3 protein-coding genes and 1 pseudogene are annotated in these 13,554 nt (G+C 72.6%); 1 reads left to right on the forward strand and 3 read right to left on the reverse strand.

The window, feature by feature from the left end:
- Window positions 1–113: 113 nt before the first annotated feature.
- From ACILSK_RS18550 to ACILSK_RS18560, 3 genes are all read right to left on the reverse strand, one after another.
- The gene (locus ACILSK_RS18550) at window positions 114–1,124 is read right to left on the reverse strand and encodes a hypothetical protein (RefSeq protein ID WP_395728662.1); all 1,011 of its coding nucleotides are present in this window, start codon (window positions 1,122–1,124) and stop codon (window positions 114–116) included.
- Window positions 1,125–1,137: 13 nt separating this feature from the next.
- A complete protein-coding gene (locus tag ACILSK_RS18555; protein WP_395728663.1) occupies window positions 1,138–11,361 on the reverse strand; it encodes a neuraminidase-like domain-containing protein in 10,224 nt (3,407 codons plus the stop codon).
- A gap of 88 nt (window positions 11,362–11,449) precedes the next feature.
- Window positions 11,450–12,049 carry a maleylpyruvate isomerase N-terminal domain-containing protein gene (locus ACILSK_RS18560; RefSeq protein WP_395728664.1) on the reverse strand — a complete coding sequence of 200 codons (600 nt, stop codon included), beginning with the start codon at window positions 12,047–12,049 and terminating at the stop codon, window positions 11,450–11,452.
- Window positions 12,050–12,136: 87 nt separating this feature from the next.
- Between ACILSK_RS18560 and ACILSK_RS18565 the strand changes: the two are divergent.
- A pseudogene (locus tag ACILSK_RS18565) lies at window positions 12,137–13,275 on the forward strand (transposase); the annotation flags it as partial.
- Window positions 13,276–13,554 lie beyond the last annotated feature (279 nt).

A 13,554-nucleotide genomic window follows, 5' to 3' on the forward strand; every position in this document is an offset into this window, starting at 1 on the left:
CGCTCGGCAAGCCTCGCTCATGCCGACGCCGTCCTGCGGACTCCTCGCCCGCTCGGATCCCCCGAGGACGGCGTCGACATTCGAGTGTTGATCGTTCGCTCGGCAAGCCTCGCTCATGCGACGCTCCGCCGGCCGTCGGCGGCGACCGCACCCAGCACGGCCGCGTATGCGTTGAGCCGCGGGCCGGGGCAGCCGGGGGCGATCCGGACGCTGACCACCGACGGTTCGGTCCGCGGCGGCAGCGCCCTCCGCCACCGGCGCAGCCCCGCGGCCGCCGACGGCCGGTCCACCAGCAGCCGTTGGACCACGTCGATGGCGTCGGGCACCAGCAGCTGGCGGGTGAGTTCGACCTTGAGCTCCACGCCGGATGGCCCACCGGCGGGTGCCGGTCGCAGCGCCAGCAGCGCCCCGCCGCCGGGCAGCACCAGGCAGCCGCCGGTCAGCCGCCGGACCGCGTCGATCAGCGCGGGCAGCACCGGTTCGAGCGACGGCGGCGCCCAATCGAACAGGTCCAGCAGCGCCAGGCCGGCGCCGGCCTCCAGATAGACCCGCTCGGCGCCGTCGCCGGTCAGCGACACCAGGTGCGGCCGCAGCCCGGGGACGTGCCTGCGCAGCGCGTCGACGAGGCCGGCGAACGGTTCGGGGAGCGCCGACGCCCCGTGGTCCAATTCGAGGTACGCGGTCCATCGCGCACCGGTCGGCCGGTCGGGCAACACGACAACCGGCGTCCCGACGACCGGCCCGACCACCACCGGCCCGACCGACAGCCCGACGAAGGCGCCGAAACGGCTGGGCGCCAACGACTCTCGCCAACGCGACCACCCCGCTGGGGGCCGGGCCAGTTCGAACGCGGCGGCCAGCCGGTCCGCCGGCGAGAGCCGGAGATCGGGCTGTACGTCCACCCGCAGGGCGTCCGGATCGAGTTCGCTGAACGACACCTCCACCGGGTAGCTGCCCGGGCACAGCGCGTTGGCCGGGTAGGCGGGGTGACCGGCGGGCAGCGGCAGGGTCCGGTCGAGCAGATCGAGCAACGGCCCCGGCAGGTCGCCGGGTCGGCCGAGCCGGCGGGCGTACTCCCCGATCCGCTGCGCCGCCGCGGCGGCCGGCGGGACCTGTGCTTTCATCGTGCCGTCCGGTTCAGAAGGTGTAGTGGAGCAGCACACCGATGTCCTCCAACGCATCCGGTTTGAGCCGGTCGATCGGGGTACCGTCGACGTCGACCTGGTCGACCAGTGCCGACGGCAGGGCGGTGAGCTGCACCGTCCAGGTCGCGTCGGGTCCGACCGGGGCCGCCGGCGCGATGTCGGTGACTGCGGCCGGCAGGCTGCCCAGATCGGTCCCCACCACCGCCACCGGCAGCGGCAGCGCCGCCCCGCCCGGCGGCTGCAGGGTGATGGCGAACGGGTCGGCCGCGTCGTACGCGGCGGTCCGGAAGAAGACGGCCACCCGGTCCACCGTGAGCGTGCGGTTCTGGTACAGAAACGGGAACCGGTCGGGTCCGATGGTGATCGTCAGGGTGTGCGGATCCAGCGCCCCGGGCGCGGGGCTGCGCATGGCCTGCCAGGCGAGCCGGTCGTCCTGCCGCACGGACAGCAGCCGGTACAGCCCGCGCCGGCCCTGCTGGACCTCCATCGCCTTGAGCGCGGCCTTCAGATCGGCGACCGCGGCGGCGCGCAGCGGGTCGCCGCCGTACAGGGCCGTGTAGCACACCGTGAGCACCACGTCGGGAATGGTCTGCCGGTCGAACTGGGCGAACTCGGCCGGCATGTCCAGCTGCCAGGTGCTGACCGCACCCTCCCCTTCGAACGGCAGGAAGCGCTCGTCGTTGAAGCTGGGGGCGAACAGGCCCGAGTCGTCGCGACCGGAACTGGTGACGATCGACGTGCCGGCCCCGACGGAGTACTGAAAGCGGGCGTCGTCGGCGCCGGTCGACCGGTACGGGGTGGCGGGGGTGGCCTTGGTCCGGACGACGCTGGACAGCAGCGTCAGCTGGCAGCTGACGCCGACGTATGGCCCGAGCACGCCGGGGATGGTCAGGCTGACCATCTTGATGCGGCGCTGATAGTCACCCGGACGGTCGAGGTCGAACAACGGCTCGGGCAGCTGCACGGTGCACCGGCCGGTCTGCCGCAGGTCGACCAGGGCCGCCGGGTTGACCGCGGCCAGCGACAAGTGCTTGGTGATCTCGTAGGTGCGGCGGTTCGCGTCGAGGTAGGCGTTGTTGAGGCGGTGCACGGCCAGTTGCAGTCGTTCCCCGGCGAGCAGCCCCCGGCGCAGGCTGTCCCAGTACCCGAACTGGATGAGATCCCCGTCGGTGGTGCCGAGTTCACGACGCATCGCCCGCTCGGCCTTCTTCGCCATGTCGTAGGCGAGCTGGTAGGCCTGGAAGTACAGCGCCGAGGTCTGGGTGAGTAGCCAGTCGTACAGCTCGGTGCCGGTGTACTTGGTCTGCAGGTACTCCTGCACGGCCGCCGCCTGGTCGCGGGCCCGCCGGGCGCTGGCCAGCTCGTCGGTAGCCACCTTCTTGGCCAGTTGGGCGGCCGCGCGCTGGCTGTCGATCAGCATGATGTCCTGGGCGGCCTGGTTGCTCTGCAGCACCCAGTCGTGTTCCCGGATCACCGCCTGGGCCAGCCGGGCCGACTTGTTCGCCTGGAAGTTCGCGCTGGCCGCGTTGGCGGTGAACACCGAGGCCAGCGCGTTCGCGGCCGCGGCGAGATTCGCGCCGCCCCAGGACGAACCGACGCCGATGCCCCACGGCGTGACGTCGAACGCGATCGTCGGGATGATCGCCAGCAGGCTGCCGACGCCCTGCGCGCCCGCCGCCCACTGCTGATCCTTCGAGCTGTCCTCGAGCCGGTCGAGCTCGGACTTCTCGTGGCCGAGCAGCTTGACCCCGTCGCTGGTGGTGATGCTGGCGTTGGCCGACGGCGCCACCAGCGGGATCGGCTTGTCCTCGGCCGGCGCCGCGGGTGCGGTGACTCCGAGCAGCTTCTGGAAGTGCAGGTACCGCTGCACCGAACCGGCCCGTTGCACCCGCAGGGCCGCGATCCGCTGGTCCGCCTCGGACTCCTGGCCGACCCGGATCTTCTCCACGTCGTCGGCGAGCAGCCGTTCGTGGGTCGCCCGCAGCTGGGCCAGGGCCTCGGCGTCCCGCTTCTCCAGGGCCGACAGCAGCGCCGCGCCGAGCGAGCGGACGTCAGCGGCCAGGGTCAGCGCCTGGGCGACCAGGGTGCGGAACCGGTAGTGCGGGGTGGGCGCCGAACTGTCCGCGAGCGCGCTGGACAGGTCCATCCCGGCCGCCGCGGCCCGGACCAGCAGGGCCGGATCGACCAGCTGGTCGAACAGCGGCAGCTGCCGGACGACGCCCTCGATGTTCATCGAGTTGCGGATCTTGAACAGGCGATCGGCCAGGGTGTCCCAGTAGCCGGCCAGCCGGGTGTTCGACGGCACCCCGAAGTACAGGGTCTTCGGCCAGGTCAGCGGGGGCGCGTCGGGCGCCGGCCGCACCGCGTCGGGGGCCGGCGCGCCGATGACCTGCTCGATCTGCACCAGCGTGTCGCTGAACGTGTCGACGTCGGCGTCCAGGCTGACCGCCGTCCGGACCTGCGGCAGCGCCCGGGGCGCCATGGTCGTCGGCCGTCGCCCCAGCCCCTCGCCGACCTGCACGAACAGGCCAAGGGCGCGCAGGATGCTCTCCGAGGTGTCCTGCCGGAATTCGTGATCGGCCCAGGCGAGCTGGTTGTCCCAGTACCGCATCACCACCATCTTCTGGAACGCCACCGGCCGCAGTCGGGCCACCGCGTACGGATTGAACGGGTTGGACCGCCACGCCGCGATCTGTTGCAGCGTCCCCGGATCCGCGGTGCCACCGGCCAGCGCGGTGATCAGCTCGGTGATCCGCTGCGCCAGCACCTGCGGCTGGGTCAGTTCGTAGAATGGTCGGGTCTGCCAGAACCGGGCCGGCGTCGGACCGTTGGACGTGTCCCGGGGGTTGAAGATGAGGTGGAACCAGCGTTGCGCCTCGGCGAACCGTTGGTTGGCGGCCAGCTTCGTGGCGATCAGCAGCGGCGCGTGGAAGAACAGCTCCCAGTTGTACTGCTGGAAGAAGCCGTCCGCGGTGAAGTCGACGTCCTCGACCGGGTACGGCGCGCTGACCAGCGTGCCGGGGCCGTACCGGCCGGCGAACGGGGCTGCTGTGCGCAGCTGGTTGGCCCGGGCGAGCAGCCGTTCGACCCCGCCGACGGCCAGGTCCTGCTCGAAATCGCAGGCGTACGGGTGGAAACCGGCCCGGAAGACGTACCGGCGGGCGGGGGTGGACACCCACTGCCAGCCGGCCTGGCCGACGATGCGGGCGTCGTCGAGGTACGCGGAGATCGGCACCATCGCCTTGTCGGCCTTGGACACCACGTAACGCTTGTCGGTGCGGGCCGGCAGCAGGCTCAGGTCCCGCTGCGCGGCGGCTGCGTCGGTCAGGAACGCCGCCTTCGCGTCCACCTGCGCCATCGCCAGCCGGACCGGGTCGGCGGTGCCCAGGCGGGCGACCGGATCGGGCCGTGGCCCGGCCGGCGGATCGATGACGGCGGGGTTTCTGATCAGCGCGGCGGCGGCCGCCGCCGCGCTGATCCCGGTGTAGTACCGATCCTTGATCGCACCGAAGATGCCCGGATGCACCTTCTCCGGTTGCACCCACTGGAAGTGGCCGGCGGAGCCCACGATCGGGTCGACCACGTACGTCTTGGACGTGTCCTGGTAGACGAACGTCCGCTGCCCGCTCAGGTACTGGTCCTGGTGCGGGTAGGCCAGCGAGAAGGTCGGCGGCGAGACGGCGAAGGCGGTGTCCTCGGCGGTCCCGTGCAGCTCGGCGGGCAGCTTCAACGGCGCCGACCCCTTCTGCGCGAACAGCATGCCGACCGGCGTCGTCCCGCTCGGCTCGAAGATGCCGCTGATGTTCTGGTGGAACGGCTCGACCTGGTCGTCGGCTCCGGTGAAGTGGAAACCGGTGACGTTCGCGTAGTTCAGCGTGCCCGGCGTCCCTGGCTGGTAAGGCGACGTCGCCGTGGCCATGGTCGTGTGCGGGTCGTCCCATTCGGGCCAGATCCACAGGTCGGGACCGCCGCTGCCGGGCACGCTCGCGCGCAACACGAATCGCCCGCGACCGCCGTCCGCCGCGTCGTCCAGCGGGGCCAGTGGCGTGCTCACGGTCAGGTCGGTGAGCTGCTTGGGCTGCCACTTGCCGCGGGAGAAGCGCGAGTAGGCCAGGGTCAGGTCGACGCGCCGGTTCGTCGGGACCACCGGCTTGTCGCCCGCCGCCGGCGACGGGGTGACGTCGGTGAACACCGGCCAGAACAGGTACAGGCGGCGGTTCCAGACCACCGGCAGCACCTGCGGTTCGGCGATGTCGAGGTCGATGGGCCGCCACGCGGTCCACGCCGCGCCGGCGATCCGGGTGCGGTGGTAGTACTTCGGGGCCTTGCCGCGGGACCGTCCGATGAGGTGCAGCGTGGCAGGCCGGCCGGCCACCGGCGGCTGGTCCCAGATTCCCAGGATCTCCAGCCGGGCGATGTCGTTGAGCCGCTGCAGGTAGGCGGTGAACGCGTCCTCAACGAGCTCGGCGGTGACGTCGTCCTGCATCAGGGCGGATTCGAGCTCGGCGAAGAACGGGGTCTTGTCGTCCCGCAGCGACGGCTCGAGCCAGTTCTCCGGGTAGCACAGGATCTGCCGATTGCCCGCCCACAGGACGTAGCCGGACATCCAGGTCCAGTCGTTCCAACCGGGATCGACGGCGGCATCGACGGTCACGTCGGGTTCCAGCTGCATCGAGCACCGCTGGACGAACTGCTGGATCGAGCTGATCGCCTGCTTGATCCGGGAGCTGAGCATGATGGGTTCCATCTGGCTGTCCATCAGCAGGTACCCGAACAGGTCGGCGTCGTCGCGCATCGGGTGCGGGGCGAACAGTTCGGGGTGGCTCAGCGCGTAGCGCACCAGCGCGGTGCGCTGTCGGGCCCGCAGCCCGTCCCGCAACGGCTTGGCCACGCCCTGCCAGCCGGCGTCGTCGTAGCGCGCCCTGACCAGTTGGCGTGCGGTGCGGGCATCGTCCTGGCTCGCCTCCGGCGCGGCCAGGCCAAGCAACTGGGTGACCGAGGCGCCGGTGCGCCGGACCAGCCGGACAGCGGCCAGCAGCCGGGCGGGCCCGGCCTCGTCGACGAAGTCCGCGGGAGCGGCGACCTGCACCGCGGCCGCCAGCGCGATGACGTCGGCGTCGGTCACCGGCCGGCCGGTCGCCGAGACGGCCTCGGCGAACCTGGAGAACAGGTCCGCGGCAACGACTCCCGGCTCGCGCGCGGCGGCCAGCAGGTCGCCCGTTGCGGTCTCGGTCAGCGTGTCGCGGAGCCGGTCGAGGGCGGCCAGCCGCAGCAGGGCGGCCAGCGGGGCCGCGGTCCGCGCCGTCGGGGCGACCACCACCGTGCGCGGATCCCACCAGGACGCGGCGGCGCCCGCCCGCCACTGGACCGGCCGCGGCGCGACAGTGGGGCCGAACCGGGCGAGCCAGTCCAACTCGCCGGTGGTCAGCCGCAGGCCGGCCACCACCTGCGCCACCTTGTACATCCGGGTGTAGGTGTCGAACTGGGCGGCGAAGGCGGCCCGGGTGACCGGGACGTCGCGGTCGCTGGTGACGAACGGGTCGGCGAGCAGGTCGGTGATCGCCGGCAGGGCCGGATCCCCGGCCGCCGGCAACTGCACCGCCAGCAGCCGGTCGGCCACCGTGGCGGCGATGCCGAAGTCCTGGCTCAGCTTCTGCCCGATCAGGCGCCGGCCGGTCGCCCGCCGCACATAGTGCAGGACCGGGGCCAGCAGGGCGGCGAACCGCCGGGCCGGCTCCCCGGGCAGGTCGGCCAGCGCGGACGCCTGCGCGGCCGTCAGGAACCGCTGCTCCGCCAGCGGCGCGTAGCCGGCGGGGGCGGCGACCAGCGCGGCCACCGCGGCGCGCCACGTCGGATCGGTCGACGCGGCCGCCAACGGCACCGCCTCGGCCGCGGTCACCGGCGCCTTACCGACCAGCTGCCCGGCCGGCGCGTCGTAATACACCCGGGCGCGTAATCCCGCGGGCAGCACCAGGTTCGGTGGCAACGCCGCCAGCGGGACGCGTAGCGCCGGCCATTCGAACACCTTCAGCGCGGTCGTCAGGTCGTCCCGCGGCGCCTGGTACAGGGCGGTCACCGCGGCGCCGAACGCCGGGTCCGGGTCGGCAGCCAGCAGCGCATCGCGCTCGGCGGTGGTGAGGGCGCCGCGGACGGTGAGCCGGCCGTCGGCGTGCCCGATCCGGCCCACCAGGTCCGGCGGCAGCACGAGCCCGGCCGGCAACGCGGCCAGCGGCGCCGAGTACCCGGCGGTGCCGTCCAGCGCCTGGGTCACCGAGGCGATCAGGCCGGCCGGCCAGCGCAGCCCGGCCAACGCCTTGCCCAGCAGCGTCCCGTCGGGATCGTCGGCGACGGTGGTGGCGTCGGCGACGAGCCGCAGGTCGCCGCGCAGATCGTCCAGGACCAGGGCGATCTGGCCGTCGTCGATCGCCACGGACGCAGCGCCGGCGGCCGGGGCCGACCGGTGGTACAGCAGGTAGTCGACGTCGGCGATGCTCAGGCCGGTTGACCGGACGTCCGTGACCAGGGCGGCGAACCGGAGGGTGGCCGCCGGGCCCCGCAGACCAGCGGCGAAGGGGGAGTCGGCGACCTCCAGCAGCGCGATGAGCTCGCCGGCCTCCAGGTTCAGGGCGCGGGCCAGCCGGGCGCAGCGGTACAGCCGGGACAGGTTGGCCAGGGTCAGCCGGCCGTCCGGCAGCACGGCGAGCAGGGTGGTGAGGTCGGCGTCGGTGAGTTGCAGGGCGGCCAGCACGGTCGGCGCGTGCGCGGCGACAGTGGCGTGCGCCGGGTCGGCGGCCACGATCGCCAGCTCGGGACCGCCCGCCGCCGTCGGGTCGACGGCGAAGGCGGGATCGACCGGCCGCCGCACCGTGGGGTCGCCGAACAGCCGGTGGAACTGGTCATCCGGCCGGGTGGTGGCCAGGGTTGCCCAGAACCCGGGCAACTCGTCCAGCCCGATGCCCAGCTGCCGGTGCAGCCGGTCGGCCCCGGCCAGGGAGGTGACGAGCGGTCCGTCCAACCGGGCGTCGACGTCGGCGGTCGCTCCCGCCAGGGCGGTGATCAGGTCGTCCAGGTGCCGCGCGGGCCACCCCAGCACCCGCCGGAGCCGGGTGAACCGCAGCAGGCGGATCGCGGCGGCGGCGTAGTCGTCGAGGTCGGCGGCGGGATCGGGGCCGGCCAGGACCAGCTTGAACACCGCACAGCTGAGCGGATCGTCCGGATCCGCCGATTCGATCCGGATCGCCCGGCCGGGGTTGACGTAGTCGGTGCCGAGCAGGGTCAGCAGCTCGTCGTAGGTCAGGCCGGTCCGGTCCAGCAGGGGCCGGACCCACCGCAGCGCGTCGATCCAGTCCAGCGCGATCGTCGTACGCTGCCCCGGTTGGCCGGCGGCGAAGACCTCGATGGGGTTGCCGTGCTCGAGCAAACCGAATAGGGCCCACGGGTCGGCCGGGACGGGATCGACGATCAGCGCGCGTTCGGACACCGTCAGGCCCAGCGACTCGGTGGCGATGTCGGGTGACGCGTCCGGATCGACGCCCGCAGGCGCCAGCGTCCGCATCAGCTCGGCACGGTTCGGCGCGGCGACGCCCGGCTCCAGCAGGTGACCCAGGTAGGTACGCACCTCCAGCGTCCACAGGTCCAGCGGCAGGTCCGCCGGGTAGCGGGCATTGCGCAGCAGGGTGTACGCGGCGGGCCACCGATGCTCGGCGTCGGCGGCCAGCTCCGTGGTCGACGCCGACGTCTGGTAGCTGCCGAAGGTGGCCGTCAGCTCGGCCGGCGAGGTGCGCCGCACCACCCACAGGGCCGCCCGATCGGTGAGGAACCAGTGGCTGTCGGCGGCGACGACGAACGCGGCGTGATCGGCCGTCAGCGGCAGTCCGGTGCCGGCGAACTGCGCCCGCAGCTCGTCGGATACTCGGCTGGCATCCAACTCGGCCGCGAAGGCGGCGTCCAACGCGACCGGCGGGACGGGCGCGACGACGGTCTCCAGCAGCTCGTTGACCAGGTCGATGTACGGCAGCGCGTTGTTGGTGTTGATGCACGACAGCTCGATCTCGCCGATGTCGGGGCGCCGCGCGTAGAGCACGTCCCGCGCCGTTCGGCCACCGCCGGCGGCCCGCTGGCCCAGCCAGCCGAGCAGCTCGGCCAGGTAGGCCGCCGGGCTGAACACGGTGCGGCAGTCGCTGCACGCGCACAGGTCCAGGGAGCCGAACAGGTTCTCCAGGGTGGGCTCGGCGGTGGTGTCCCAGGCCGGCAGCACCGGCAACGACAGGTTGTTGAACAGCGGCGCGTAGGCTTCGAACAGCGCGGTACTGGTGGCCGAGATCATCGCGGCCTTCTCCGCGTACTGCAGCGTCTGCGCCGGACCGCCGAGTTCGTCGGCGTGCCGGGCGATCAGCACGCCGGCGCCAAGCTGATCGATCGCCCGGGCCGAGTCCAGCCCGGCCCGCCGCAACGCGTCGAGGTGGTCGTAGTCGGTGGTGACCCGCAGCAGCCGGCTCACGCCGCCGACCTCGGCCCGGACCCGGGCCTTGTCCTGCACGCCGTCGAGCAGCGGGTCCAGCTTCGTGCGGTCGAATGTCCCGTCCAGCAGATCGATCTCGGTGTCCGCGGTCGCCACGTTGCGGAAGAACCGGCGCAGGTCGTCGGACTGCCGTTCGTCCGCCGCGGCCCGGTGCGCGAACGCCGCGGTCGGCATGGCGTCGGCGATGATCGTCGTCAGCGTCCGGGCGTAGGCGCCGATCGCCCGCTCGTGCTCGGGCAGCCCTGGATCACCGGCGCCGTCGAACGGCACGGTGAAGCCGGCCGGCAACTGCTCGTCCTCGGGCAGCTGCCGGATGGCGGCCTCGAAGTCGGCCGCCGAGAACCCGGCAAGGGCGCGCAGGGCACCCTGCCCGTCGGCCAGGCGGGCGGACAACTGGCGGACCAGCGGGGCGTGGCTGCCGGTCAGCGCGGCGAGCTGCATGTCCAGCTGCAAAACTGGCACGGCCGGTCCGAGCCGTGGATGGTCGGCCAGCTCGCGCCAGAACGCCTGGGTGGCGGTCGCCAGGTCCGGCGATCCGACCGGCCGATCCGCCCCGCCGGCCGGATCCGGCTGCGGCGCGGCGGGGGTGGCGGCGGCCATCCAGCGGTTCAGGAACTCGGTGCGATCCCGGCGGTCGGGCAGCGCGGTCAGCGCCCCGCCCAGCGCCTGCGGGTCCCGCGCGAGCAGGCCGACCGCGGCCTCCCGGAGCCGGGGGGCGACCCCGTCGATGCCGTCGATCACCGCGCCGGGGACGATCCCCGCATCGGCGGCCCGGCGCAGGGTGCGCTGCAGCTGGTCGTCGCTCTGCCCGAGCAGGGTGACCAGGTCGGTGCCCGCGTTGCCGCGGACGAAGCCGTACAGCGCCTCGGCCGGAAGCTCGGTGTGAGCGGCCATCTTGTGCGCGACCACGAAGTCGGCCAGCCGCCGGATCGGTTGGTGGGTCTTGCCGGCCAGCAGGGACACGTCGTGCCGGCCGGCCTTCTCCGCCAGGTCGCCGACCGGCAGGTCCTCCAGGTGGGTCGCCAGCTCGGCCGCCAACTGCTGGTACTCGGTCCACCTGGTGTCCGGTCCGCCGTAGACGCGCAGCCGCATCTTCTCCATCGACCCGGCGGCGTAGATCACCCGGGACTGAGCGATCGCGGTGTCGGCCTTGGCGCCGTCCGCCGCCGCATCGTCGGCGTAGGCCCGGATCTGAATGTCGGCGCGGCGCTGCGGCAGCTCGGCCACCGAGTAGCGGACGACGTACTCGCCGCGGTCGTCGGTGGTGGTCGCGCCGAGCGGCAGGTCGGTGCGCAGGCCGCGGTGCACCACCCTGATCGGCAGCCCGGCGATGGGCAGGCCGCGGTAGTACATCACCTGGCCGCGAACCAGCCGGGCATCCGGATCCGGGGCCGGCCGGTCGTCCGTTCCGAGCTCGTGCCCGACCGCCTTCGTCAGCGCCTCGACGGTGTGGTCGTCCGCGATCCCGGTCGGGTCCAGGCGCTGGGAGCGCTGGAACCTGGCCAGCGCCACGCCGGTGCCCTTCCCGAACCGGCCGGCGGCGGTCTCGTCGTCGGGGATGTCGAGGCCGAGTTCGCGCAAGGCGCCCTGCAGGATGACGACGTCCGGGCCCTGGGCGCCGACGGCCAGGTTCTTGCCGAGCAACGACATGGGATTCCCCTGGTCGGCCGGCGGGCCTGCCGCGGATGAGGTCATCCGTCCTCGGAGCAACCCCCGGTCGTCCGCACAGCATGGACCGGCGGGGAGACGTCCGCAAGATCAATTTCGTCCGGTTGCGGTGCCGTCAGCGGATCGGTGGGTCCAGGTCGGTGCGACCGGTAACGGCCAGCAGGATGTCCGCGGCCGGCAACCTGGTCACCTCCTGGCCGTCGCCCAGCGCCAGTTCGGTGTCGGTCGCCTCGAGCCGCCGGACGGTGCGGTCGACCCCGAAGAAGGCCAGTTGGCGCTCATCCGCTGCGCCCAGAACGAGCCGGACCCGGTCCGCCGGCGGGCGCGGCAGGCCCAGCGGTTCGGTGATGTCCAGGCCGTGGATGACGTCGTGGCTCAGCGCCCGGCCTGGCCCCCGGCTGCGGCTGCCAGGGGTGTTCGACGTTGTCCCGCACGGCAGGCCAGCATCTCGGCGTGGACGGCCGGGCGGTGTCCTGCCGCGCCTGATCGTCCGCGTACCTATGAAATCGCCTCCGGCCGCGGCGATCCCGGCCGGCACGGTCTGGCCGGTGTGCCGGTAGGGCATCGTCATGTGCGCGCCGACCTCGCGCACCCGACAGCCCACGCACAGTGAGCCGGCGCCCCACTGGTCGGGGTCCAGCGAAGCGAGCAGATCGGCCAGGCGGGTTCGTTCGGCGGCGCTCTCCCGGGCGAAAGGGTCGGTGCGGTCGAGCACTACTTTCGTCTTCCGCTCGGGGTCGTTCTTGATACGACCACCTCAGCCGGAATTCATCGGTCCGGGCGAAGGATCTCCGGCAGACCGATCCCGTTCGACGGGACAGTGCCGCACCCGACGACGCTGATCAAGCTCACGACCAAGTGCGGGTCGACCGCGTTCGACGCGCTGAACGGGTGCGGCTGGCCAAGGCCGTTAAGGCGAAAGTGGTCCGCACGAAAAAGGTCCGCGCCGACGCTACGGTGGCGCCGGCGAACGTGGCCTACCCGACCGACTCCGGATTGCTGGCCAAGGCGGTTCGCCGCATCAGCACCAGTGTGAACGGATCCAGGCGGCGGGCGGCGCGGTCCGCACCCGGGTGCGGGACCGATCAAGGTCGGCCGGGCGAAGGCGCACGGGAACGCCGCCAAGTTGCGGTCTCGCGCCCAGCTGGGTCGGGACCAGGCCAGGGCCGGCGGGCAGCGGATCACCGGAGAGCTGGCTGACCTGGCCGAATCGGCGATCAAAGAATGCGCGGGTTCGGCTCGGGAACGCTCGCCGGGCCGCCGACCGGGCCCGCGCCAAGGCCACGGTGTTGGCCCAGGTCGGGGTTCATGACGCGGCCGCGGGTCGACGCCGCGGGCGGCTGATCGGCGCGGTCGACAACCTGCACGCCCTGGTCGAGGCGACCAAGCAGATCATCGGTCAGACCCGGGTTCGGTTGACCGGCCGCACCCCGGACAGTGCACCCGGGTGGTCAGCCTGCACGGCACCCAGGCGAGGCCGATCGCCACGGGCCGACCGGGGAAGCCTGTCGAGTTCGGTGATAAGGGGCAGGTTGTCGACAACCAGGACGGCATCGTGCTGGACCACGACGTCGAACTGGGCAACCCGCCCGATGCACCACAGTTGGCGCCGGCGATCGATCGGATCACCGAGCGCACCGGCCGGGGGCCGCGGACGGTGACCGCCGACCGCGGCTACGGCGAGGCCGGCGTCGACCAGCACCTGACCGACCGCAGGGTTGCCAACGTCGTCATCCCGCGGAAGGCAAACCAGGCGCGGCCCGCCGAACCGTCGAACACCGGCCCCCGTTCCGCCGAACCGTGAAATGGCGAACCGGCTGCGAAGGCCCGATCAGCACCCTTAAACGCGGATACGGGTGGGACCGCACACGCCTGGACTCGCTGGAAGGCGCCCGGACCTGGACCGGACACTGGATCATGGCCCACAACCTGGTCAAGATCCACCCTGACCGCCTGAACGCGATCCGATCCGATCCGAGATCATCGGGCCCAACGACCATCTCTCCCAAGGACGAATCGGTCCGATCACGCCGAATCGGCCTTCTTCATGACGAGTAACTATGTGTCCGAGGGGGGACTTGAACCCCACCATCTGGACCGGTGTGGATCGACGGGTGAGCTGACGGCCCGACGTGCCCATCATGGGCACGTCGACACGTTCGAGGAAGCATCATGCGGGGCCGTGGGTGACGGTGTCGCGACCACGGCCGGACTCTCATC

It is taken from the genome of Nakamurella sp. (genome assembly GCF_044224575.1).
GTDB lineage: Bacteria > Actinomycetota > Actinomycetes > Mycobacteriales > Nakamurellaceae > Nakamurella.

What these genes read in the sequence shown, in the direction of transcription:
- ACILSK_RS18555 (WP_395728663.1), bottom strand. Translation starts at nt 11,361, where the DNA reads ATGACCTCATCCGCGGCAGGCCCGCCGGCCGACCAGGGGAATCCCATG.
- ACILSK_RS18550 (WP_395728662.1), bottom strand. Translation starts at nt 1,124, where the DNA reads ATGAAAGCACAGGTCCCGCCGGCCGCCGCGGCGGCGCAGCGGATCGGG.